At 68.4% G+C, this 23662-nt stretch carries 24 protein-coding genes; 19 read left to right on the plus strand and 5 right to left on the minus strand.

Going from position 1 to position 23662, the window contains the following annotated elements:
- From EOD42_RS12240 to sthA, 12 genes are read left to right on the plus strand one after another with little or no spacing between them, the layout of a single operon-like run.
- Positions 1-789 (plus strand): ABC transporter permease, encoded by a 789-nt coding sequence (locus EOD42_RS12240; protein ID WP_127787836.1) that lies wholly within the window; start codon positions 1-3, stop codon positions 787-789.
- A gap of 31 nt (positions 790-820) precedes the next feature.
- Positions 821-2446 carry an amidohydrolase gene (locus EOD42_RS12245; RefSeq protein WP_127787837.1) on the plus strand — a complete coding sequence of 542 codons (1626 nt, stop codon included), beginning with the start codon at positions 821-823 and terminating at the stop codon, positions 2444-2446.
- The gene (locus tag EOD42_RS12250) at positions 2446-3387 is read left to right on the plus strand and encodes an ABC transporter permease (protein ID WP_127787838.1); all 942 of its coding nucleotides are present in this window, start codon (positions 2446-2448) and stop codon (positions 3385-3387) included. The genes EOD42_RS12245 and EOD42_RS12250 overlap by 1 nt, the downstream gene beginning before the upstream one ends.
- On the plus strand, positions 3384-4253 hold the full coding sequence (locus EOD42_RS12255; protein ID WP_127787839.1) for an ABC transporter permease: 870 nt from the start codon (positions 3384-3386) through the stop codon (positions 4251-4253). The genes EOD42_RS12250 and EOD42_RS12255 overlap by 4 nt, the downstream gene beginning before the upstream one ends.
- 39 nt (positions 4254-4292) lie before the next feature.
- Positions 4293-5891 (plus strand): ABC transporter substrate-binding protein, encoded by a 1599-nt coding sequence (locus EOD42_RS12260; protein ID WP_127787840.1) that lies wholly within the window; start codon positions 4293-4295, stop codon positions 5889-5891.
- Between the two features lie 2 nt (positions 5892-5893).
- Positions 5894-7327 (plus strand): amidohydrolase family protein, encoded by a 1434-nt coding sequence (locus tag EOD42_RS12265; protein WP_127787841.1) that lies wholly within the window; start codon positions 5894-5896, stop codon positions 7325-7327.
- Between the two features lies 1 nt (position 7328).
- Positions 7329-8294, plus strand: a complete 966-nt coding sequence (locus EOD42_RS12270; protein ID WP_127787842.1) for an ABC transporter ATP-binding protein — start codon at positions 7329-7331, stop codon at positions 8292-8294.
- Complete coding sequence (locus tag EOD42_RS12275; protein ID WP_127787843.1) at positions 8291-9334, plus strand: ABC transporter ATP-binding protein; 1044 nt, start codon at positions 8291-8293, stop codon at positions 9332-9334. The genes EOD42_RS12270 and EOD42_RS12275 overlap by 4 nt, the downstream gene beginning before the upstream one ends.
- The gene (locus tag EOD42_RS12280; RefSeq protein WP_127787844.1) at positions 9334-10065 is read left to right on the plus strand and encodes a hypothetical protein; all 732 of its coding nucleotides are present in this window, start codon (positions 9334-9336) and stop codon (positions 10063-10065) included. The genes EOD42_RS12275 and EOD42_RS12280 overlap by 1 nt, the downstream gene beginning before the upstream one ends.
- A gap of 45 nt (positions 10066-10110) precedes the next feature.
- Positions 10111-11280: an iron-containing alcohol dehydrogenase gene (locus EOD42_RS12285; protein ID WP_127787845.1), complete on the plus strand. Its 1170-nt coding sequence runs from the start codon at positions 10111-10113 to the stop codon at positions 11278-11280.
- 3 nt (positions 11281-11283) lie between these two features.
- The gene (locus tag EOD42_RS12290; protein WP_127787846.1) at positions 11284-12078 is read left to right on the plus strand and encodes a hypothetical protein; all 795 of its coding nucleotides are present in this window, start codon (positions 11284-11286) and stop codon (positions 12076-12078) included.
- Between the two features lie 56 nt (positions 12079-12134).
- Complete coding sequence (sthA, locus tag EOD42_RS12295; protein ID WP_127787847.1) at positions 12135-13631, plus strand: Si-specific NAD(P)(+) transhydrogenase; 1497 nt, start codon at positions 12135-12137, stop codon at positions 13629-13631.
- On the opposite strand, the gene EOD42_RS12300 is transcribed toward sthA, so the two are convergent.
- Together EOD42_RS12300 and EOD42_RS12305 are read right to left on the minus strand one after the other, a co-directional pair.
- Positions 13628-15184, minus strand: coding sequence for an AMP-binding protein (locus EOD42_RS12300; protein ID WP_127787848.1), 1557 nt, complete (start codon positions 15182-15184; stop codon positions 13628-13630). The two genes, sthA and EOD42_RS12300, sit on opposite strands and share 4 nt — an antisense overlap.
- A 2-nt stretch (positions 15185-15186) precedes the next feature.
- The gene (locus EOD42_RS12305) at positions 15187-16035 is read right to left on the minus strand and encodes an IclR family transcriptional regulator (RefSeq protein ID WP_127787849.1); all 849 of its coding nucleotides are present in this window, start codon (positions 16033-16035) and stop codon (positions 15187-15189) included.
- 100 nt (positions 16036-16135) lie between these two features.
- Here EOD42_RS12305 and EOD42_RS12310 point away from each other — a divergent pair, with 100 nt between their 5' ends.
- Positions 16136-17068 carry an NAD(P)H-dependent flavin oxidoreductase gene (locus EOD42_RS12310; RefSeq protein WP_127787850.1) on the plus strand — a complete coding sequence of 311 codons (933 nt, stop codon included), beginning with the start codon at positions 16136-16138 and terminating at the stop codon, positions 17066-17068.
- 40 nt (positions 17069-17108) lie between these two features.
- Here the strand turns inward: EOD42_RS12310 and EOD42_RS12315 are convergent, their stop codons facing one another.
- The gene (locus tag EOD42_RS12315; RefSeq protein ID WP_127787851.1) at positions 17109-18089 is read right to left on the minus strand and encodes a class I SAM-dependent methyltransferase; all 981 of its coding nucleotides are present in this window, start codon (positions 18087-18089) and stop codon (positions 17109-17111) included.
- 147 nt (positions 18090-18236) lie between these two features.
- Here EOD42_RS12315 and EOD42_RS12320 point away from each other — a divergent pair, with 147 nt between their 5' ends.
- Genes EOD42_RS12320 through EOD42_RS12335 form a run of 4 tightly spaced genes read left to right on the plus strand, consistent with a single transcriptional unit; the run spans position 18237 to position 19865 of the window.
- Positions 18237-18962 (plus strand): TenA family transcriptional regulator, encoded by a 726-nt coding sequence (locus EOD42_RS12320; protein ID WP_127787852.1) that lies wholly within the window; start codon positions 18237-18239, stop codon positions 18960-18962.
- A gap of 6 nt (positions 18963-18968) precedes the next feature.
- A complete protein-coding gene (locus tag EOD42_RS12325) occupies positions 18969-19259 on the plus strand; it encodes a 2Fe-2S iron-sulfur cluster-binding protein (protein WP_127787853.1) in 291 nt (96 codons plus the stop codon).
- A 7-nt stretch (positions 19260-19266) separates the two neighbouring features.
- Positions 19267-19560, plus strand: coding sequence for a ferredoxin (locus tag EOD42_RS12330; RefSeq protein WP_127787854.1), 294 nt, complete (start codon positions 19267-19269; stop codon positions 19558-19560).
- Positions 19560-19865 (plus strand): 2Fe-2S iron-sulfur cluster-binding protein, encoded by a 306-nt coding sequence (locus EOD42_RS12335; RefSeq protein WP_127787855.1) that lies wholly within the window; start codon positions 19560-19562, stop codon positions 19863-19865. The genes EOD42_RS12330 and EOD42_RS12335 overlap by 1 nt, the downstream gene beginning before the upstream one ends.
- 87 nt (positions 19866-19952) lie before the next feature.
- Here EOD42_RS12335 and EOD42_RS12340 read toward each other — a convergent pair whose 3' ends face one another.
- Both EOD42_RS12340 and EOD42_RS12345 read right to left on the minus strand, forming a co-directional pair.
- The gene (locus EOD42_RS12340) at positions 19953-21296 is read right to left on the minus strand and encodes a glutamate--cysteine ligase (RefSeq protein ID WP_127787856.1); all 1344 of its coding nucleotides are present in this window, start codon (positions 21294-21296) and stop codon (positions 19953-19955) included.
- Between the two features lie 52 nt (positions 21297-21348).
- Entirely contained in the window at positions 21349-22098 is a 750-nt protein-coding gene (locus EOD42_RS12345; protein WP_240655144.1) for a 16S rRNA (uracil(1498)-N(3))-methyltransferase, read from the minus strand.
- Here EOD42_RS12345 and ubiA point away from each other — a divergent pair.
- Positions 22093-22989: a 4-hydroxybenzoate octaprenyltransferase gene (gene ubiA / locus EOD42_RS12350; protein ID WP_127787858.1), complete on the plus strand. Its 897-nt coding sequence runs from the start codon at positions 22093-22095 to the stop codon at positions 22987-22989. The genes EOD42_RS12345 and ubiA overlap by 6 nt on opposite strands.
- The gene (locus tag EOD42_RS12355) at positions 22986-23645 is read left to right on the plus strand and encodes a class I SAM-dependent methyltransferase (RefSeq protein WP_127787859.1); all 660 of its coding nucleotides are present in this window, start codon (positions 22986-22988) and stop codon (positions 23643-23645) included. Before ubiA ends, EOD42_RS12355 begins: the two co-directional genes overlap by 4 nt.
- Positions 23646-23662 lie beyond the last annotated feature (17 nt).

Here is a 23662-nt window from a genome sequence, read left to right on the forward strand (position 1 = left end):
ATGGAGGGAGCTTACAAGCCCGGCTGGTTCGCGCGTTCCACCGGCCTGATCGTGGCGCTGTACCTGGTGCTGCCGATTCTGATCGTGCTGCCGGTCTCCATGACCGACCAGCGCTTCCTGTCGCTGCCGCATGAGAGCCTGTCGCTGCAGTATTACCGTAACCTGTTCGCCTCGCCCGAGTGGTTCGCCTCCATCGCGCAATCCTTCTGGATCGCGCTGGGGGCCACGGTGCTGGCGGTGGTGTCGGGCACGCTGTTCGCGATCGCTGCGTGGCGGCTGGACCGGCGGCTGGTGAACCTGATGCGGGCGCTGATGCTGCTGCCGCTGATCGTGCCCAGCATCGTCTATGCCATCGGCCTGTATCGGTACTTCCGCTGGTGGGATCTGCTGGACCGCATCGCGGGCGTGATCATCGCCCATGGCGTGACCGGCATTCCCTATGTGGTCATCACCGTCTCGACGGCGCTGGCGGCCTTCGACCCCAGGCTGGAACAGGCGGCACGGGGCATGGGCGCCAACCTGTCGCAGCTGCTGCGCTGGGTGATCCTGCCGCGCATCATGCCGGGCATCCTGTCGGGCGCGATCTTCGCCTTCATCCACAGCTGGGATGAGCTGGTGATCGTGCTGTTCATCGCCAGCCGCGACGTCTTCACCCTGCCGCGCCGCATCTGGGACGGCATCAACGAGAACGTGGACCCGACCATGGCCGCGGTCGCGGTGCTGCTGGTGTTCTTCACCGTTCTCCTGCTGCTCGCGGACCTCGCGGTGCGGAAGAAGCGGGACGGTTGACGATGCATGATTCACTTGTGAGCATGGTGGAATGAAGGCTGAAATTATACTGCACGGGGGGACGGTCTTTCGCGGCCTGGCGGCCGGAAAGGCCGAGGCGGTCGCGATCGGCGGAGGCAAGGTTCTGGCGGTGGGCACCCTGTCCGACGTCGAATCGGCCTCGGGCCCGGACACCAGGCGCATCGACCTCGCGGGGCGCTGCGCGATCCCCGCTTTCAACGAAGCCCATATGCACCTGCTGTCGGTGGGGCTGGGCCTTACCCAGGTCAACCTGCGCGCCGAGGAGGTGAAGAGCCTCGACACGCTGCTGACCCGGATCAAGGACGGTGCCGCGGCCTCCCAGAAGGGCCAGTGGGTCGTCGGCCGCGGCTACGACCACGGCGCGCTGGATGTGAACCGCCACCCGACCATCGGCGAGCTGGATGCGGCCGCCCCGGACAATCCGGTCTGGATCGTGCGCACCTGCGGACATATGGGCGTGGCCAACAGCGCCGCGCTGCGCGCGGCGGGCATCGGCCACAACACGCCCACCCCTGAGGGCGGGGTGATCGAACGCAAGGGCGGCCAGCTGACCGGGATGATCCAGGAGCGGGCCATGTACCTGATCAAGGTGGCCCTGCCGCGCCCGGACAAGGCGCATATGGTGGACGCCATCGAGGCGGCGGGCCAGCGGCTCGCGAGCCTGGGCTTCGCCTCGGCCACCGACATGAATGTCGGCATGACGGCGGATCTCGAGGAGATCGCGGCCTATGAGGACTGCCTCGCCCAGGGGCGCCTCAAGCAGCGGATGTGGCAGGTGATCGCGGGCAACCCCGAGGGCATCGCCGACAAGGCCTGGGCCGCGGGCATGCGCCCCTGGAAGCCTGGTGATGATCAGGCCGCCATGCTGCGTTGGGGCGCCATCAAGGTGTTTGCCGACGGCAGCGCGGGCGGCCTGACGGCGGCCTTCTTCGAGCCGTATCTGGAAAGTGCGGGTGGCGGCACGGGCGTGTTCACCTTCCCGACCGACACCATCCACGCCCTGCTGGCCAAGTATCACGACCAGGGTTGGCAGCTCGACATCCACGCCATCGGCGATGCCGCCATCGAGCAGGTGCTGATCGGCATGGAGGAGGCGGGTGCGACCCCCGACCGCCGCCACCGCATCGAGCATTGCGGCTTCGTGACGCGCGGCCAGCGCCGCCGCATGCTGTCGCGCGGTATCCTGCCGGTGCCGCAACCTGCCTTCATGTATGAGTTCGGTGACCTCTACATCGAGAATCTGGGCCTGGAGCGGGCTGAGAACGCCTATCCCATGCGCACCTGGTTCGATGAGGGCGCGCACCCGAGCGCGTCCTCGGATGCGCCGGTTTCCAGCTACGACCCCTTCGCCAACCTGTTCACCATGGTCACGCGCCGCACCAACAAGGGCACGGTGCTGGGTGGGCATGAGGCGCTGACGCTGGAGGAAGCCGTGCACTGCTACACGGTGAACGGCGCCTACAGCACCTTCGCCGAGGGCGCGCGCGGCACGCTGGAGCCGGGCATGGACGCGGACATCGCGGTCCTCTCCCGCGATATCTTCCAGGGCGCGCCCGAGGAGTTGCTGACCACCAGCGCGCATATCACCCTGCGCGGCGGCGAGACGATCTTCGACCGGCATTCGGAAATCGGCTGATGGCGAAATACGCCCTCCAGCGCCTGGCGCTCGCGATCCCGGTGCTGCTGGGCGTGTTGCTTGTCGGCTTCTTCCTGATGCAGGTGGTGCCGACCGACCCTGCCATCATCCGCGCAGGCCCCCAGGCCACGCAGGATGTGGTGGAAGCCATCCGCGAGGAGCTGGGCCTCAACAAGCCGCTGTGGCAGCAGTTCGGCCTGTATATGTGGCGACTGTTCCAGGGTGACCTGGGCGTGTCCATCATCAACAACGTGGCCGTCACGCAGGAGCTGGGCGACACCATCGGGCCGACCCTGGAACTGATGGTCGCCTCGCTGTTCTGGTCCATTCCGCTGGGCATCCTGATGGGCACGCTGGCCGCTTATTGGCGCGGGTCGCTGATCGACCGCGGCATCATGGCCATCAGCGTGGCCGGCGTGTCGGTTCCGGTGTTCTTCATCGGCTTGCTGATGATCTGGCTGCTCGGCTTCCAGTGGCAGCTGCTGCCTTTCACCGGTCGCGGCGGCCCGCTCTGGACCATGGACGGCATCATGGCGATCATTCTGCCGGCGCTGACGCTGGGCGGCGTTTTCGTGGGGCCGGTGGCACGCATGACGCGCACGGCCGTCGTGGACATGCTCTCGGCCGACCACGTCCGCACCGCCCGTGCCAAGGGGCTGAACGAGTTCCTGGTGGTGCTGCGCCACGCGCTGCGCAATGCGCTGATCCCGGTCATCACGCTGATCGGGCTGCAGATCGGCTTCCTGCTCGGCGGAGCCGTGGTGACGGAGACCATCTTCTCCTGGCCGGGGGTCGGGCGGCTGGCCGTCGGTGCCATCCTGTCCTCCGACTTCCCGATGGCGCAGGGCACCATCATCGTCCTGTCGCTGGGCTTCATCCTGATCAACCTGGCGGTCGATCTTCTCTATGCGGTGCTCGACCCGCGCGTGAGGTTGTCATGAGCGCCACCGCTTCCGCCGGCCCCGTCACCGCGCCGCGCCGGCCCTCCGCGTTCCGCATGCTGATGAAGGATACGGGGGCCGCGATCGCGCTGGTCTTCGTCGTGCTCATCGTGCTGGCCGCGGTCTTCGCACCCTGGCTGGCGCCGAAGGATCCGTATGAGACGGACCTGATGTCCATCATGTCCCCGCCCTCGGCCGACTATTGGTTCGGCACGGACGGGCAGGGCAGGGACATCTTCGCCCGCACGCTGTACGGGTTGCAGGTCACGCTGTTCATGGGGCTGACGTCGCTGATCATCGGCGGCGTGCTGGGCGCGCTGGTGGGTTTCCTGGCTGCCTACTACAAGCGGCTGGACGGGTTGCTGATGCGCTTCATGGACATCCTGCTGTCCTTCCCGGCCATCCTGTTCGGCCTGGCGCTGGCCGCCATCTTCGGCCCGGGCCTGACCAGCGTGATCATCGCCCTGTCCATCGCCACCATCCCGCTGATGGCCCGCATCGTGCGCGGGGCCGCCGTGGTGGTCATGGGGCTCGACTACATCGAGGCCGCGCGCGCCGTGGGCATGACCGACAAGCGGATCATGCTGCGGCACCTCGCGCCCAACTGCCTGTCGCCGATCTTCGTGTTTGCCACGCTGCGGCTGGGGCAGGTGATCCTGCTCGGCTCGGCGCTGTCCTTCCTCGGCCTCGGCGCGCAGCCGCCGGTGGCGGAGCTGGGGGCCATGGCGTCCCAGGGGCGCAACTTCCTGTTCATCGCGCCGCATATCAGCGTGGTACCGTCCATCGCCATCTTCGCTGTGGTGCTGGCCTTCAACGTGCTGGGTGACGCGCTGCGAGACGCGCTCGACCCGCGCCTGCGTATCTGAACACACTCCGTCCGGGAGCTTCGGGAGAGAATGATGAGAATGCGTTGGAAGACCATCGCCACGGCGGCCTTCGGGCTGGCGATGGCCCTGCCGGCCGCTGCCCAGCAGCAGCCGCGCAACCAGATCACGATCATGCGCGAGATCGACAGCGACCGCTACGATCCGCACCGCACCACGGCGCTGGCCGGCGGCGAGGTGCTGACCATGCTGTCCGACACGCTGGTCAGCATGGACTTCGACATGCGCACCATCCGTCCCGGCCTGGCCGAGCGGTGGGAGGTGAGCCCGGACGGCAAGACCTATACCTTCCACCTGCGCCGCGACGTGACCTTCTGCGACGGCCGTGCGCTGACGGCCGATGACGTGGTCTATTCCATCAACCGCTGGATCGGCCGCACCACGCCGCGCGTGGTCTCGCCCGTGGCCTGGCGAGCGGGCAACGTGAAGGAAGTGCGCGCCGTCGACCCCTACACGGTCGAGTACGAGCTGAACGAGCCCTTCGGTGAGCTGCTGTCGCAGCTGACGCAGTTCTTCGGCTCCATCGTGGACCGCGCGACGGTCGAGCGCCTGGGCGACAATTTCGGCGTGCAGGGCTTCAACGGCACCGGCCCCTATTGCTGGGCCAGCTGGACCCCCCGCAGTGAGCTGGTGCTGACCCGCCACCCGACCTATCGCTGGGGCCCACCCGTGCTGCAGAACCGCGGCCCCGCGCATGTCGAGCGCGTGGTGTGGCGCGTGATCCCCGAGGCCGCGGCCCGCGTGGCCGCCCTGCAGGCCGGCCAGGCCGACATCACCCAGTACATCCCCGAGGCCTTCTGGGACGGCATGCGCCGGGTGCCCACCCTGCGCACCTCGAACCAGGAGAATTACTTCTGGGACGTGTTCATGGGCTTCAAGGTGGACAAGCCCGTCGTCAGCGACCTGGCCATCCGCCGGGCCGCCCATATGGCGGTCGATCGCGTGGGCCTGGCGCGCGCCATCTGGTCCGGCCATGCAACGCCCGCGCGGAACATCGTGAACCCCAACGCGCTCGACTACGACGCGCAGTCGGATGCGATGGTGCCGAACTATGACCCCGCCGCCGCCCGCCGCACGCTGGATGAGGCCGGCTGGCGCATGGGCCCCGACGGGGTGCGCGTGAAGGACGGCCAGCGCGCCACCTTCCTGATGTATGCCATCAACAACCTGGCCAACCAGCGCGCCGCCGAGATCATCCAGCAGGGCCTGCGCCAGGTGGGCATCGAGATGCGCGTGCAGCTGTTCGATGCGACCGTCGCCTGGGGCCGCCTGGCGACCCAGGAATTCGACGCCTACATCCTCAGCTACCCCTACATCTCGGCCACTGACGCGCTGTCGCTGTATTGGCACAGCCGCAACCGTCCCTCGCCGAACCGGATGAACTGGAACGACCCTCAGACGGATGCCTGGCTGGAGGAAGCCCGCCGCGGCCTGACGCCTGAGGCCCGCGCCACCGCCACCGCCAACATCCAGCGCCGCCTGGCCGAACAGGCTCCCTGGCTGACGCTGGCGCGCAACCAGCTGACGGTCTTCGCCACCCAGCGTGTCGAGGGCGCGCGCGCCCACGGCCTGTATGGCATCGGCATCTATCGCGGGCTCGACCTGCGCGTGGTGCGCTGACCATGACGATCACGCTGATCCGAGAGGCTGAGCTCGTCGTCGCCTGGGATGCAGGCGAGAAGCGCCACGCCTACATGCCGGGTGGGGACGTCGTCTTTGAGGACGGCGTGATCCGCTTCGTCGGCCGGGGCTATGATGGCCCGGTCGACACCATCATCTCCGGCAAGGGGCTGCTGGTGATGCCGGGGATGGTGAACATCCATTCCCACCCCACCAGCGAGCCGATGAACAAGGGGCTGCTCGACGAGATCGGCAGCCCGGGCCTGTATAACTCCTCGCTGTATGAGTTCATGCCGATCTTCCGGGGCGATTCCTCGGCGGTGCAGGACTGCGTGCGGGTGGCGCTGAGTGAGCTTCTGCTCTCTGGCGTCACCACGCTGGCCGACCTGTCCATGGCCCATCCCGGCTGGCTGGACCTGCTGGCCGAGGCGGGCATGCGCGTGTGCATCGCGCCCATGTTCAAATCCGCGCGCTGGTACACCAAGAACGGCCATGTCGTGGAATATGAGTGGGACGAGAAGGCCGGCGAGAAAGCGATGGAGGAGGCGTTCACCCTCATCCAGCGCGCCGAGCAGCACCCTTCGGGCCGCCTGTTCGGCATGGCCTGCCCGGCGCAGATCGACACCTGCGCCCCCGGCCTGCTGCGCGACAGCCGCGCGGAGGCGAAGTCTCGCGGGATTTCCTGGCAGATCCATGCCGCGCAGTCGGTGGTCGAGTTCCACGAGATCACCCGCCGCCACGGCTTCACCCCCATCCAGTGGCTGCATGAGATGGGCCTGCTGGATGAGCGCGCGGTGATCGGCCACGGCATCTTCCTGGACGACCATCCCTCCACGCCCTGGCACACCAGGCGCGACATCGATATCCTGGCCGACACGGGCACCACGGTGGCCCACTGTCCGACCGTGTTCGCCCGGCGCGGCATCGCGATGAAGGATTTCGGGCGCTATCGCCGCAGCGGCGTGAACATGGGTGTCGGCACCGACACCTATCCGCACAACATGCTCGATGAGCTGCGGCTGGTGGCCTATCTGGCGCGCACCCAGGCGAACGACCCGCGCACGACGACCACCACCGAGATCTTCAACGCCGCCACCATCGGCGGTGCGCGGGCGCTGGGCCGTGACGATATCGGCAAGCTGGCTGTCGGCTGCCGCGCGGATTTCGTGGTGGTGGACGCCACGCACCCGCGCATGCAGCCCAACTATGACCCGCTGCGGGCGCTGATCTATGCCGCCGGCGATCGTGCGGTGAAGGACGTGTACGTGGACGGGCAGAAGGTGGTGGGCGACGGCAAGGTGCTGACCATGGATTTCGCCGCCGCCGCCGCCAACCTGTCCGAGGCGCAGAAGCGCACCGTGCAGAACGCGCCGCAGCAGGACTGGGCACACCGGCCGACCGACAAGATCTCGCCGCCCACCTACAAGTGGCTGTGACATGACGCTGCTGTCGGTCGAGAATCTGGTCACTTCCTTCAAGACCTCGGCGGGCGAGGTGCGCGCCGTCGACGGCGTCTCCATCGCCGTCGAGCGTGGCCAGACCCTGGGCATCGTGGGGGAGAGCGGCTGCGGCAAATCCGTGCTGTCGCTCTCCATCATGCAGTTGCTGGCCCATCCCGGCCGGGTGGTGGAAGGCAAGGTTCTGCTGGAAGGGCGCAATCTGCTCGACCTCTCGGCCAGGCAGATGCGCGCGGTGCGGGGCAGGGAGATCGCGATGATCTTCCAGGAGCCCATGACGAGCCTCAACCCGGTCCACAGCATCGGCTATCAGATCACGGAGGCGATGCGCGCGCATGAGCCCTCGCTGAGTGCCGCCGAGCTGCGCAACCGGGCCGTGGCGGTGCTGGACCGGGTGCGTATCCCTTCCGCCGCGCGGCGCTTCGACGAATACCCGCACCAGCTCTCGGGCGGCATGCGCCAGCGCGTGATGATCGCCATGGCGCTGGCCTGCAAGCCGAAGCTGCTGATCGCGGACGAACCCACCACCGCACTCGACGTGACCGTGCAGGCGCAGATCCTGGAACTTCTGCGCGAGCTTCAGGCCGAGAACGGCATGGGCATCATCCTGATCACCCATGATCTGGGCGTGATCGCGGAAATGGCCGACCGTGTCTCCGTCATGTATGCGGGCCGCGTGGTGGAGCGCAGCAGCTCGGCCGAGCTGTTCGACGATCCGCAACACCCCTACACGCTGGGCCTGCTCGGTTCCATTCCGCGCGTGGACGAGGAGAAGGACCGCCTGACCGCCATCGAGGGCGCGGTGCCGCCCCCCTTCGCCTGGCCGCCCGGCTGCCGCTTCGCCCCCCGCTGCCCCTTCAGCATCGAGGCCTGCACCCAGGCCCCGCCCGCCCTGCGGGAGGTCGCGCCCGACCATGCCGCCGCCTGCCTGGAGGCGCCGCTGTGACCCATCTTCTGGAAGTCGTCGACATCGCCAAGCACTACCCGTCCGGCAAGGGCGCGGTGAAGGCGGTGGACGGTGTGTCCTTCACCCTGGAGCGCGGCGAGACGCTGGCGCTGGTGGGCGAATCAGGCTGCGGCAAATCCACCACCGCCCGGCTGGTGCTGCGGCTGATCGAACGCTCACGCGGGACCGTTCGCTTCAACGGAGAGGACATCACGGCCCTTTCCCCCGGCGCGCTCCGCCGTTTCCGCCGCAACGCGCAGATCATCTTCCAGGACCCCTATGCCAGCCTGAACCCGCGCCTGCGCGTGGGTGAGGCCATCATGGAGCCCATGGAGGTGCACGGCATCGGCACGCCGGCCGAACGCCGCAAGCGGATGGAGGAACTGCTGGGCCTGGTGGGCCTCGCGCCCTATCACGCGGCCCGCTACCCGCATGAGTTCTCGGGCGGGCAGCGCCAGCGCATCGGCATTGCCCGCGCGCTGGCCGTGCAGCCGGAGCTCGTGGTGTGCGACGAACCCGTCTCGGCGCTGGACGTGTCGATTCAGGCGCAGGTGGTGAACCTGCTGAAGGACCTGCAGGCGCGATTCGGCCTGTCCTTCCTGTTCATCGCCCATGACCTGGCGGTGGTGAAGCACATGGCCGACCGCATCGCGGTCATGTATCTCGGCCGCATCGTGGAGGTCGCGCAGACGAACGAGCTGTTCGCCAACCCGCGCCATCCCTATACGCGCGCGCTGCTGGCGGCCATCCCGCACCCCGACCCCGCGCGGCGGGGCCATGTGAAGCCGCTGGGCGGCGACCTGCCGAGCCCGCTGAACCCGCCGCCGGGCTGCCACTTCCATACCCGCTGCCCCTTCGCGACCGAGATCTGCCGCAGCCAGGACCCCGTCGCCACCGGCGGCGCGCACAGTGTCGCCTGCCACCATGCCGACACGCTGCCGCCCATGGGCGCGGCCTATGAGGGGCATATCAGCGAGGCCGCGCGCCGGCGCCTCGCGCGCTATGCCGAGGCCTCGGCGGCCCGGTCGCTGGCGGGCTGATGCGCTGGCTCCGCCTCTCGCCGGGGCGGCGGCTCATGGCCGACATCTCCTGGGCGTCGCTCAGCGTGCCGCGCTGCATCATCACGGCGCGGCTGCATCTGCCGCGCGCCCTGGCGGCGCGGGAGGCCTGCGCGGACCGCCCGCCCTGGCCCGCCATCTTCGCCAAGGCCTTCGGCCTGCTGGCGCGGGAGCGCCCGGTATTGCGGCAGATGCATGTCTCGCTGCCCTGGCCCAGCCTGGTGGAGGTGAACAGCGCCGCTGCCTGCATCCTGGTCGAGCGGCAGCATGAGGGCGAGGCCATGCTGACCGGCGCGCGCATCCGCGACCCGGGCGGCGAGAGCCTGGCCGCCATCGGCGCCCGGCTGGCGCAGAGCAAGACCGCCGCCGATGACAGGACCACGCGGCGGATGCTGCGCTTCGCGCGCCTGCCCTGGCCGTTGCGGCGGCTGGCGCTGAGGCTGGCGATGGCGACGGCCCTGCCGCTGCACCGCTATGCCGGCAGCTTCGTGATCTCGGCGCTGGGCGGGCAGGGGGCGCTCATCCTCGATACGGTCAGCCTCATGCCGGTGTTTCTCAGCTTCGGGCCGATCGGCGGGGATGGGGCGGTGGATGCCGTGATCTCCTTCGATCACCGCGTCATGGACGGCGCCGCGGCCGCCGCCGCGCTGCGCGGCATGGAGGCGCTGATCGAAACCGTGCTGGCCGACGAGATGGCCGGGGGCTTGGCGTAGCCGCCCCGCCCCTGCGATGCTGGCGCCAAGAACCAAGGAAGCGCCATGATCCAGAATATCCAGTCCCCCCGCCAATTGCTGATCGGCGGCGGTACCGTGGGCCGTGTGGCGGAGGTGCTGGCCGGGCTCGGCCTCTCGCGCCCGCTGGTGGTGACGGACCCCTGGATGGTCTCCTCCGGCACGGTCGAGAAGCTGCTGGCGCCGCTGGCGGCCGCCGGCATCCGCCCCGGCCTGTTCCATGAGACGGTGCCCGACCCGACCGACACGGTGGTGATGGCGGGCGCCGCGGCCTTCGGCGCCGGCGACTATGACTGCCTGATCGGCTTCGGCGGCGGCAGCCCGATGGACACGGCCAAGGCCATCGCCCTGATGGCCCACCCGCAGGCACCCGCCCATATCCGCGCGCTGAAGGTGCCGCATGCGGCCAACATGGCGGCGGCCCCCGTCATCTGCGTGCCTACCACCGCCGGCACCGGCAGCGAGGCCACCCGCTTCACCGTCATCACCGACACAGAGACCGATGAGAAGATGCTGATCGCGGGGCTCGGCGCGTTGCCGCTGGCGGCCGTGGTCGATTACGAGCTGACCCTGACCGTGCCCCCGCGCACCACCGCCGATACCGGCATCGACAGCTTCACCCATGCGCTGGAGGCCTATGTCTCCCAGAAGCGCAACGGCGTGGCCGACATGTTCGCCGAGCGCGCGATGCGCGTGATCGGGCCCAACCTGCGTGCCGTCTATCATCGCCCGGATGACCATGCGGCGCGGGAGGCGATGATGCTGGGTGCCACCCTGGCGGGCCTTGCCTTCAGCAATTCATCCGTGGCGCTGGTGCATGGCATGAGCCGCCCGATCGGTGCGCATTTCCATGTGCCGCACGGCTTGTCCAACGCCATGCTGCTGCCCGCGGTCACGCGCTTCTCGCTGGCCAGCGCGCTGCCGCGCTATGCGCAGGCCGCGCGGTTGATGGGCTGTGCCGGCGCCGGCGACGCCGACCAGGTGGCGGGCGCCAAGCTGCTGGAGGAACTGTCGGCGCTGAACGCCGAACTGAACGTCCCCACGCCCGCGGCGCATGGCATCGACCCGGATACATGGAACCGGCTGCTGCCGACCATGGCCAGCCAGGCGCTGGCCAGCGGCAGCCCCGGCAACAACCCGCGCGTGCCTGACGCGGACGAGATCATCGCGCTGTATCAGGAAGCCTATGGTCGCTGAGCCGTGAAGCGTGTCCTCTTCGGGATGCGGGCGGAATGGGAGGCCCGGCTGAGCGAGGGGGCGGCACGCGCCGGCTGGGCGGCCACGATGGCGCCGCTCGATACCGTGGATCTGGCCGCCTTCGACATCGTCGTTCCGCTGACCTTGCATGACCAGCCCATCCTGGAACGCCGGGCCGCGCCGAATGCGCTGTTCACGAGCGCATCGGCGCAGGCGCTGTGCCACGACAAATACGCCTTCAACCGGGCGGTGACCGAGGCCGGGCTCGGCGCGCATATCCCCCCGATGCTGGCCCCTCCGATATTGGATGCGCCCTCGGCGTATCCGGTCATTCTCAAGCGGCGCCGCGACGCCTGGGGCGAGCATTCGCGGATCCTCACCGCGCCCCCTGAGCTGCCCATCGACCCGATGGAGGAGTTCCTCCAGTGCTATGTGCCTGGTGTCGAGGAATGGGCGACCCATCTGCTGCTGCGCGGCGGCGAGATCCTGTTCGAGGCGACGATCCGCTACGACATGCCCCCCGGGCCGCATGTGAAGGGCATGCATGTGGGTGAGATTGCGTCGGAATGGATGGTCGGGCCGGTGCCGCATCTGGCCTGTTTCCGGCGCATTCTGCGCGCCGTGGGCTTCACCGACGGCACCTGCTGCTTCGATTACCGTGTCCGGGACGGCGTGCCCCTGGTGTTCGAACTCAACCCGCGCCTCGGCGGATCGCTGATGGGCAGGGTCGGCCCGTACCTGTCCGCCTATCATGCCGGGTTGGAGCGCCGGCATGCCGCACTGCACTACCAGACTTGACAAGAGACGCTCCGGGGCACTCTAGGTCGCCCGAGCAGAACGAGGCAGCTTTGCGGATGCGCTATGACTTCGTGGTGATCGGCAGCGGACCTTCGGGTCGGCGGGCCGCGGTGCAGGCCTCCAAGTTCGGGCGTTCCGTGCTGGTGATCGAGAAGGGGCGGCGCGTCGGCGGCGTCTCGGTCCATACGGGCACCATCCCCTCCAAGACATTGCGCGAGACGGTGCTGAACCTGACCGGCTGGCGTGAGCGCGGCTTCTACGGCCTCGGCTATCGGGTGAAGCCCGATATCGGCGCGGGCGACCTGATGTCGCGCCTGCACAAGACGCTGGAGCATGAGGTCGAGACGCTCGACCACCAGTTCGCCCGCAACCGCGTGCATGTGCTGCGCGGCCTCGCGCGCTTCCTGGACCCGAACCGCATCGAGGTGCAGCTGGAGGCGGGCGAGACCCGCATCATCGAGGCGTCGCGCATCTGCGTGGCCGTCGGCACCCGCCCGCTGCGCCCGGCCCATATCCCCTTCAACGGCGAGACGGTGGTCGACAGCGACGAGCTGCTGGAGCTGAAGAAGGTGCCGCGCTCGCTGACCGTCGTGGGCGCCGGCGTCATCGGCATGGAATACGCCACCATCTTCTCGGCGCTGGATGTGCGCGTGACGCTGGTGGAGCCGCGCGAGCGGTTCCTGGATTTCATCGACCAGGAGCTGGTGGATGATTTCGTGCATCAGCTGCGTGACCGGGGCATGGGCTTCCGCATGGGCTCCAAGGTGGAGAACATCCAGTTCGAGAACGGCCAGCCGGTCGCGATCCTGGATGGCGGGCGGCGCGTGCGCTCGGAGATGCTGCTGTTCGCGGCGGGCCGGGTCGGCGCCACCGATACGCTGGACCTGCAGCATGCGGGCCTCAGCGCCGATGACCGCGGGCGCCTGACGGTGAACCCCAGCACCTTCCAGACCAAGATCCCGCATATCTATGCCACGGGCGACGTGATCGGCTTCCCGTCCCTGGCCTCGATGTCGATGGAGCAGGGACGCGTGGCTGCCTGCCACGCCTGCGAGCAGCCGCTGCCGGCTGCCCCCACCTTCTTCCCCTACGGCATCTACTCGGTGCCCGAGATCTCGACCGTGGGCATGAACGAGGAGGAGGTCCGCAAGACCGGCACGCCGTATGAATGCGGCATCGCGCGCCTGCGGGAGACCTCGCGCGGGCATATCATGGGCCTCAACGGCGGCCTGCTGAAGATGATCTTCTCGATCGAGACGCGGCGGCTGCTGGGCGTGCACATCGTGGGCGAGGGCGCGACGGAGCTGGTGCATATCGGCCAGGCGGTGCTGAACCTGGGCGGCACGCTGGACTACTTCATCGACAACACCTTCAATTATCCGACGCTGGCCGAGGCCTACAAGATCGCGGCGCTGGATGCCTGGAACCGCATGACGCCCCGGCGCGAGCCGGAGGCGGAAGTGCCGGCGGTGCCCCTGGGCACGGCGCCCAGCCTGCCTATCCCGCCCAGCATCGCGCCGTTGCGGGATGCGGATGAGGACGAGGAGGGCTAGGCCACCCCGCGCGCCTGCCCCGCCCAGGCCGCTGCCCGCAGCGCCTTCTTGTCCAGCTTGCCGAGCGGCGTCAGCGGCAGGCTGGCGGCGAATTCCACCTGCTTGGGCGCATGCACCGCGCCCTTGGCATCGCGCACCAGCGCCGTCAGGTCCTGGGCCGCGACCTCGGCGCCGGGCTTCAGCACGATGAAGGCCTTCACCGCCTCTCCCCAGCGGGTGTCGGGCACGCCCACCACGGCGGCGAGCGCCACGGCGGGGTGGGTGGCCAGCACGTCCTCGACCTCGCGCGGATAGACGTTGAAGCCGCCGGTCACGACCATGTCCTTCTTGCGGTCCACGATATAAAGCCGCCCCTGTTCGTCCTGCCGCGCGATGTCGCCCGTGTGCAGCCAGCCATGCGCGAAGGCTTCCTCGGTCGCGGCGGGCTGCTTCCAATAGGCCTGCATCACGATGGGGCTTCGCACGCAGATCTCGCCGGCCTCGCCGGGCGCGACCTCCTGGCCCGCATCGTCCAGCAGCGCGACCTGGGCCGAGGCGGTGGGAAAGCCGCAGGCGGTCAGCAGCTCGGGCCGCGACGGGTCGTGGTCGGCGCGGGGCAGGGCGGCGATGGGGTAGCACTCGCTCTGGCCATACAGCTGGGAGAACACCGGCCCGATGCGCTCCAGCGCCTCGGCCAGCCGGCTCGGCGCCATGGGCGAGGCGCCGTACAGCAGCAGCTCCAGCGAGGAGGTGTCGAACCGCTCCAGCGCCGGGTCGTCCAGCAGGCGATAAATCATGGTGGGCACGGTCAGGGTGAAGTTGATCCGCGCGCGCTGGATGGTGGAAAGCAGCTCCTCGGGGTCGAAAGCCGGCAGCAGATGCGCCGAGCCGCCGCGCAGGAAGCACGGCACCAGGTTGGTGCCGCTGACATGGCTGATGGGCGCGGCCGCCAGGTAGCGCGGGGTGGCGGGCAGCTCGAAGGCCTCGCCGATCGTCAGCGCCATGGCAGAAAGCGCCGCGCTGTCGCGCAGCACGCCCTTGGGGCGGCCGGTGGTGCCGCCGGTATAGTTCAGCGCCGCGATGTCGTCGGGGCGCGAGAGGTCGCGCGCCGTGCGGCTGCCGGTGGCCTCGGCCAATGGCAGCAGCGGCGCGCCGTATTCCGCGCGCCCCAGCGTCAGCACGTCCAGCCCCGGCAGGCGCGCCGCGATCTCGCCGCCGCGCGCGCCGAAGGCGTCGGCGTCGATGATCAGCGCGGCGGCCTCGGAATCCTCGATCTGGAACACATGGGCGTCCAGCGCGCCCATCGGGTGCAGCCATGTGGTGGCGGCGCCCAGCGCCTGGGCGGCAAGCCCCGCCACCCAGCTTTCCCAGCGATTGGCCGAAAGCAGCGCCACACGCTGCCCGCGCCCGATGCCGCGCGCCGCGAGCACCGCCTGGAAGCGGCCGAGCAGTTCCAGCACGGCACCATGCGATACCCCGCCGCGACCGTCCTCGAATGCCAGGGCCCCGGCGTGTCGGGTGAAGGCCCGGATCGCGAGGGATGGAAAGCTTGGCGCGTGGCGCTGCAGGGTCATCGCTAACTCCCGATCAGGGGTGAGAGCTTCGCGGCCAAGGCGACCAGCCGCGGCCCCACCTCGTTTTCCAGTGTTTCGTTGGTGATGGTGTAGCCGGGGGCGCCGGCCATCAGCGCCATCACCCCATGGGCTGTGACCAGCGGGCAAGCTGCCGTGCGCACGTCGCGCTGCCATTCGCCGTCCACGATGCAGAAGCCGCGCGCCGAGACCTGGGCGATGCCGTCGGCCACGCGCGGGCCCAGGGCCTCCCACTCCACCCCATGGCGCAGGGCCAGTCGGCCGAACAGGAAGTCGCGCTCCACCTCGCCCAGCCCGGCCAGGAAGGCGCGGCCCAGCGCACTTGTCGCCATGGGCACCCGGCTTCCGGTGCCCAGCCGCAGCGTGGCCAGCCAGGGCGGCGGCGCGCATTGGGCAAAGACCATGGACAGACGATCACGCGCCGCCATGCCGACCAGGCAGCCGGTGGCCTCGGCCATTTCCTGCATGGGGGCGGCCGCCGCATCCTGCACCTTCAGGGCCGACAGCACGGGATAGCCCAGCGTCAGCACCGCGGGCGTGGGCGCGTAATGCCCGCGCTTATCCACCACCCGCAGATAGCCGAGGGCGGCCAGCGTGTGCGTGAGGCGCGAGACGGTGGGCTTGGCCATGCCCGTCATGGTCGAGAGGCGCCCGACGCTGAGGGCGGTATGCTCGGGCCCGAAGGCACGCAGGATTTCGAGCCCCCGTGCGAGGGCCCAGACGAAGCGCCGGTCCTCGGCATGGGCCGCGCCGATCCCGTCCTCGTCATCCAGCAGCGGAACGGCGGAACGCGAGATCGCGTCATCCGCCGTGCGGCCCGGCTTGGGCTTCATGCTTGTCTCCTCCGATGCCGAGTGTGGCAGATGCGTTTCGCTAGGCAACACAAAAACGACGGGCTAGGCTTTGCCCCACATAACGCAAAGGGTTGGAAACATGCCACTTCCGCAAAGCTGGCAGGGCCGTCTGTCCGTGCCCGTGGTCGCTGCGCCGCAGTTCCTGGTCTCGGGGCCGGACTATGTGGTGGAAGCCTGCAAGGCGGGGGTGGTCGGCACCTTTCCCGCACTGAACCAGCGCACGCCCGAAGGCTATGACGCGTGGCTGGCCGAGATCACGGGCCGCCTGCCGGCCGGGGCCGCGCCTTTCGGCGTGAACCTGATCGTGCACCGCTCCAATGCGCGGCTGGAGCCGGACCTGGCCACCACCATCAAGTACAAGGTGCCGCTCATCATCACGTCGCTGGGCCTGCGGCCTGACCTGATCAAGGCGATCCAGGGCTATGGCGGGCTGGTGTTCCATGACGTGACCACGCGCCGCCACGCCGAGAAGGCGATCGAGGCCGGGGTGGACGGGCTGATCGCGGTCTCCGCCGGCGCGGGCGGGCATGCGGGCAAGATCAGCGCCTTCGCGCTGGTGCCGGAGCTTCGGCAGCTGTGGCAGGGGCCGCTGCTGCTGGGCGGCGCGATCTCCACCGGCAACCAGATCGCGGCGGCGCGTCTGCTGGGCGCGGATGCGGCCTATATCGGCACGCGCTTCATCGCCGTGAAGGAAAGCATGGCGCCCGAGGAGCACAAGCAGATGGTGCTGGCGGCCCGCGCCGCGGACATCGTCTACACCCCGGCCATCAGCGGCGTGCACGGCAACTTCCTGCGCGCCAGCATCGAGGCCGCGGGGCTGAACCCCGATGAACTGCCCGACGCCAAGAGCGAGCATGTGGGCGACCACGACAAGCGCCCCTGGAAGAACATCTGGTCGGCCGGGCAGGGGGTTGGCGCCATCCGGGATGTGCCGTCGATGGGTGAGCTGTGCGCGCGCATGGGGGCGGAATATCGCGAGGCCCTGGCCGCGGCCCCCGGGATGGCAGCCTGAGGGATGGGCGGCCGGGTGGTGTTACGCCACCCGGCCCGCTTCAGCCGGGCTTGCCGGGGGTGCGGCTGAACCAGAAGCTGGCCCCGCCGGGGGCGAAGCGCCCGCGCATGAAGGCCTCCAGCCCCTGCCGATTGTGCCGGGTGTGCCAGGCGCTGCCGTAGAGGATCCGGGTATCCGGATTTTCCAGCAGCAGCGCATAGAGCAGGTACTGCTCGTTCCAGAAGATCTGGTGGTCACGCATCAGATGCAGCGGCAGCCCGTCGGGCAGGAAGATGTCGTGCGCGTGGACATAGGTGGCGCAGGTGAGTTTGGGCAGCAGGCGCAGATAGATGTGCAGGCAATCCGATTCATGCCGCACGGTATGGGTCGTGTCGATGAACAGGATGTCGCCCGCCGTCAGGTGGCGGTTGAGGAAATCGTCATCCAGTTCCTGGGCCTTATGCGTCATGAGGGTGATGCCGGGCAGCATGCGCAGCATGTCGCTCGGGAAGGGCTCGACACAGATCAGCCTGCCCTCGCCATTGGCCTTCAGGGCCTCCATCGCCACGAGGGTGGACATGCCGGAGCCGAGTTCGAGGACGGTCCGCGGCCGATACCGGCGGATCATCGCGTAATAGGCGAGGGCGTCGCTGAACGTGAAGGATCCATTCTGCCAGGCGAAGCGATGCGGATCGTCGCTGACCATCGGCGGCCGGAAATCGGCAGCATATCCGTCCAGCTCGGTCAGAAACGCCCTCATGATCGCCGGGGCCGGAAACAGGCCATCCAATTTCAAAGGGCGGGCCCTGGAGGCGGATTGTTCCAAGTCCTCGATTGTCGGAATCTCGGAGTAGAAATCACTGCGCGTCAGCGTGACGCCATAAGACTGTAATTTTTTTCGCAGGCCCGACGGCGCGTAGACCAGCCGTGCAAGAAGCTGGCCGATCTGGGCGATCTCATCTTCGTCGAAGCAGTCCTCGCCCTCAGGCAGATGTGTCCCGGGGGGAATGTTCGCGAGAATTGTCATGGTTTTCTGGAGCATGATCAGTAACCTGATTGCTGCTTACGCAAGATCATGCCCAAGAAATATATGATACGCAACGCCGGAATGCGGCTGGGGTTTCTTGCTTGCGTTGGGTTCGTCGATTGTATACCGTTTGGCCAGACACCAGCCAGCCGGAGCCAGGCCATGCCCGAATTGATGAACCCCGACGAGTTCCGCACCGCGCTCGAAAACGCCATCAAGGGCAAGAGCGCGAACGGCTCTCCCTTCTCCAAGGCCTGGGCCTCCGGCACGCTGACCCGCCCGCAGCTCGCCCGCTGGGCCGAGAACCACTACCACTATGTCGGCCCCTTCGCGGAATACCTGGCCCTGGTCTATGCGCGCATGCCGCATGAATACCTGGAGGCGAAGGACTTCCTGCTGGCCAACATGTATGAGGAGGAGATCGGGGGCACGCGCCACACCGATCTGCTGATCCGCTTCGCCGAGTGCTGCGGCACCACCCGCGAACGCGTCACCAACCCCGACAACATGTCCGCCACCACCCGCGCCCTGCAGGCCTGGTGCTATACCGTGGCCCAGCGCGAGCACCCGATCGTGGCGGTGGCCGGGCTGGTCGTCGGCCTCGAAAGCCAGGTGCCCAGTATCTACCGCAAGCAGACGCCGACCCTGCGTGAGAAGTACGGCTTCACCGATGAGGAAGTCGAGTTCTTCGACCTGCACATCGTCTCCGACGAGATCCATGGCGAGCGCGGCTACCAGATCGTGCTCGAACACGCCGATACGGTGGAACTGCAGCAGAAGTGCCTGCGCATCTGCGAGATCGGCGCCGAGATGCGCCTGCTCTACACCAACGCGCTGTATCGCGATTACGTGGAGCCCGAGGCCGGCACCGTGGCGCAGGCGGCCTGAACCCGCTTGCCGCAGATCACGGTCGTCCGTGCCGGTGAGCAGCACAGCGGCGAGGTTCCCGACAATGCGAACCTCGTCGTGCGTGCCGGCATCAAGAAGTTCCCTTTCCCGCACCTGAAATACGGGTGCGGCATGGGCAAATGCACCAAATGCACGTCCCGCGTCATCGCCGGCGCCGAGCACCTGCCCGAACCCAACTGGAAGGAGCGTGAGCGCCTGGGCGCCAAGCTCGACGAGGGGTACCGGCTGATGTGCCAGCTCTGGCTGACGCATGACCTGACCATCGAGCAGGAATGAGCGCGCCATGTTCGTGATCCTGACCAGCAAGCCCGGCCAGTTCCACACGGAGCCCGGCCCGGGCCTGACGCCCGTCGAGGCCTGGGACTATGTGTTCTGCGGGAACATCCGCGCGCATTTCGTCATCGCGGAGCTGTCTGCCGCGAGCCGCGTGCGCATCGTGGACGAAAGCGGGCCGGTGAACTCCGTGCCCACCAAGTTCCTGGAAAGCTTCGACACGATCGAGGATGCCCGCAAGGAGCTCCGCACGCTTACGACCTATGGCAACATGCCGGTCGAGCTGAAGGCCGTGGCCGCCTGATGGAGGCAGCCGTCGAGCGGATCACCGTCACCTTCGCGACCAACGACAACAAGGCGGTCCAGGCCGACAAGGGCGCCAACCTGCTGCGCGTGTCGCTGCGGGAGAAGGGGGGCATTCCCTTCAAATGCGGGGGTGGGCTGTGCGGCACCTGCCGCTGCCACATCGATGCCGGGCTGGAACACGCCGATAAGGTAAAGCCCAAGGAGCTGAAGCACCTGACGCAGGAGGACCTGGACGCCGGATACCGGATGGCGTGCCAGACCTTTGTGAATGGGGATGTGACGGTGAGCTGGGTGAGGAAGTGACTTAGTCAGGGGCGCACTTTGCCATTTGGGGCGCCCCCAACTCGCAAAAGTCCTTTTGCTTCTTTTTCTACAGAAAAAGAAGAACCCTCAAATCTCTGTCGCCGTCAGCGCCTTCCCGGCATCGCCCTTCCAGGCCCCGTGATACAGATCCAGCATCCGGTCGGCCTGGGTCTTGCCGCTGGCCACGATCTCATCCAGCGGCGCCAGATAGACATCCTCGCCCAGGCCGCGCGCCTTCAGCCCGTCCCGCGCGATGGCCAGCACATCGGCCGCCACTTCCCGCACGCTGCGGCCCTTGATGCGGGCCTGCAATCCGGTCTTCGGCGCATCCAGCCGCAGCTGGCGCACTTCCTCCAGCGTCCAGTCGCGCGTCAGGGCGGCTGCGGCCTTCTGGGCCGCGTCGTCATAGATCAGGCCGACCCACAGCGCGGGCTGGGCCTGCAGCATGGCGGGCGAGCCCGCGTCGGAACCGCGCATCTCCAGGAAGCGCTTGAGGCGCACATCGCTGAACACGGTCGTCACATGGTCGGCCCAGTCGCCCATGGTCGCGACCTCGCCGGGCAGGCCCGGCAGCCTGCCGGCCATGAAGTCGCGGAAGCTCTGGCCCGCCACGTCGATCAGCCTGCCTTCGCGCGCGACGAAATACATCGGCACATCCAGCACATACTGCACGAAGCGCTCGAAGCCGAAGCTCGGCTCAAACACGCAGGCCGGGATGCCGGTGCGGTCGGGGTCGGTGTCGGTCCAGACATTGGCCCGGTTGGAGACGAGGCCGGTGGGCTTGCCCTCGACGAAGGGGGAATTGGCGAACAGGGCGGTGGCGACGGGCTGCAAGGCGAGCGACAGCCGAAGCTTCTCGGCCATGTCGGCCTCGGTGCCGAAATCGAGGTTCACCTGCACCGTGCAGGTGCGCAGCATCATGTCCAGGCCGAGCTTGCCCTTCAGCGGCATGTAGCGGCGCATGATGGCGTAGCGCGACTTGGGCATCCACGGCATCTGCTCGCGCGTCACCAGCGGATGGAAACCGAGCGGCGAGAAGCCGATGTCGAGCGGGCCCGAGACCTGGTGCACTTCCCGCAGGTGGTCGCGCAGCTCGTCCCAGGCGGCATGGAGGTCGGGCATCATCCCGCCCGAGAGTTCCAGCTGCCCGCCGGGCTCCAGGCTGACGGAGGCGCCGTCGCGCTTCAGGCCGATGACCTTGCCCTGGTCCTCGATGGGCGCCCAGCCCAGGCCCATCAGCCCGTGCAGGATCGCCTCGATACCCTGGGGCGCGTAGGCGGGGGGCGTGAGGTCCGCGCGGCGGAAGCCGAACTTCTCGTGCTCCGTGCCGATGGTCCAGGCGCTTTTCGGCTTCTCGCCGGCGGCGAACCATTCGGCGAGCTGGCGCGCACCCTCTATCGGCCTCGGATCGGCTTCACCGGGGTTGGACATGACTGGCTTCCCGCAACGACGTTGAACGACTGACTTGAACTACTGATTTGACCTACTGGCCGGCCCAGTCCCCGGCCAGCGCCTGAAGCGCCGCCAGCCCCGCTACCGCTGCCGTCTCGGCCCGAAGAATGCGGGGACCGAGGCGACACAGCGATACAATGGGGCGCCGCGCAAGGTCGTCAAGTTCCGCTGCCATGAAGCCACCTTCAGGGCCTATGAGCAGGGCTTCACAGCCAGAGGCGAGCCTGGCGATGGAATCGGATTCGCGCCGTTCGGCCGCGACCAGGATGCGCCCGCCCCGCCAGGCGTCGACCACGGCATGCAGGGGCAGGGTGTCGTTCACCACCGGCACGGACAGCCGCTCGCACTGCTCGGCGGCGGCGCGCGCGATGGCGCTCAGGCGCTCGGTGTTCGCGTGGCTGGCCACCGTGCGGCGCGTGATCACGGGCTGGATGCGCGAGACGCCGAGCTCCGTCGCCTTCTCCACCAGCCAGTCCATGGGTTCGCGCTTCAGGGCGGCCACGATCAGGGTGGGGCCGGGCTCCGCGGCGGGGGCACGCAGGCGCTCACCCAGGCGGAAGGCGCCCTTGTCCTTGCGCAGCGCCGTCAGCTCGGCGGCCCATTCGCCGTCGCGGCTGTTGAAGGCATGCAGCGCATCCCCCGGGCCACGGCGCAGCACGCCCAGGTGATGCGCCTGGGCGGGGGTCAGGGCGATCTCGGCGCCGGGGGCCAGGGCGGCGTCGGTATGAAGGCGGGGTATGGACACGCGGCCACCCATCACGGATTCATCGTCCTCATGCAAGGCTGGACCGATATCCGCTGGGACCTGATGGCGCGGCTGCCCGCGCCGGCCAGACCCTATGCCAATCTCATGCGGCTGGACCGGCCGATCGGCGTGTGGCTGCTGCTGCTGCCGGGCTGGTGGGGCATCGCGCTCGCCGCGCATTCGCTGGGGCAGGCGCTGTGGCTGGGCTTCCTGTTCGCGGTGGGTGCCACCATCATGCGCGGCGCGGGCTGCGTGGTGAACGATCTGTGGGACCGCGAGCTGGATCGCCAGGTGGAGCGCACGCGCGGCCGCCCGCTGGCCTCGGGCGAGGTCTCGGTCATGCAGGCGCTGGTGTTCCTGGCGGTGCTGGGGCTGATCGGGCTTGCCATCCTCACGCAGCTCAACTGGCTGTCCATCTGGCTGGGCGTGGCGTCGCTGGGCCCCGTGGTGGTGTATCCGCTGGCCAAGCGCGTGACGGACTACCCCCAGGCGGTGCTGGGCGTGACCTTCGGCTGGGGCGCCACGCTGGGCTATGCGGCGGCTGCCGGCACCTATGGCTGGGCGCCCTTCCTGCTGCATGCGGCGGCCTTCTTCTGGATCCTGGGCTACGACACGATCTATGCCCATCAGGACCGCGAGGACGATGCCCAGGTGGGCATCCGCTCCACCGCGCGGCGGTTCGAGCATACGACGCGGCCGTTCCTCATCGTCTGCTACTCCATGGTCATGCTGCTGCTGTGCCTGGCTGGCTGGGCGGGCGGTCTGTCCTGGCTCTATGCGCCCGCGCTGATCCCGGCGGCGCTGCTGCTGGGCTGGCAGGTGGTGCGGGTGGACATCGACAACCCGGCCCTGTGCCTGGCGCTGTTCAAGCTCAACCGTGATGTGGGGCTGCTGATCACGCTGGCCGTTCTGATCGGGCGGCTGTGAGCGCACCCGCCCTGAACGCGGAGGAGTTCATCCTCGCCAACACGGCCCCCGGCCGTGACACGCTGGTGCCCGAGATCACGCTGCAACTGGCCAGCGAGATCACGCCCATCTGGCAGGCCACGGAGGCCTGGCTTGCCGAGAACAACATAGAGCCGCCCTTCTGGGCCTTCGCCTGGCCGGGCGGGCTGGCGCTGGCGCGCATGCTGCTGGACGATCCCTCGCTGGTCGCGGGCAAGCGGGTGCTGGATTTCGCCTCCGGCTGCGGCATCGGGGCGATCGCCGCCGCCATGGCCGGTGCCGCCCACGTCGAGGCCAGCGAGATCGACCCGCTGGCCACGGCCGCCACCGCGCTGAACGCGCGCGCCAATGGCGTGGAGGTGACGGCGCTGGCCGAGGATGTGGTCGGCAGCGCCTGCCGCTGGGATGTGATCATGGCGGGCGATGTCTGTTACGAGGCGCCAATGACCGGACACATTTTGCCGTGGCTACGGCGGATGGCCGGGCATGGGGCGGTTGTGCTCATCGCCGACCCCGGTCGCAGCTACCTTCCCCGTAGTGGATTGGACCCGATTTTTCGCATTAAGGTTGAAACTTCCCGTGAGTTAGAAGACCGAGAGTTGCGAGAGGTTGTCATAGCCAATCTGAATCCGGATTGATTGTTGGATATTGTCTC

The sequence above is a fragment of the Rhodovarius crocodyli genome (assembly GCF_004005855.1).
Classification (GTDB): domain Bacteria; phylum Pseudomonadota; class Alphaproteobacteria; order Acetobacterales; family Acetobacteraceae; genus Rhodovarius; species Rhodovarius crocodyli.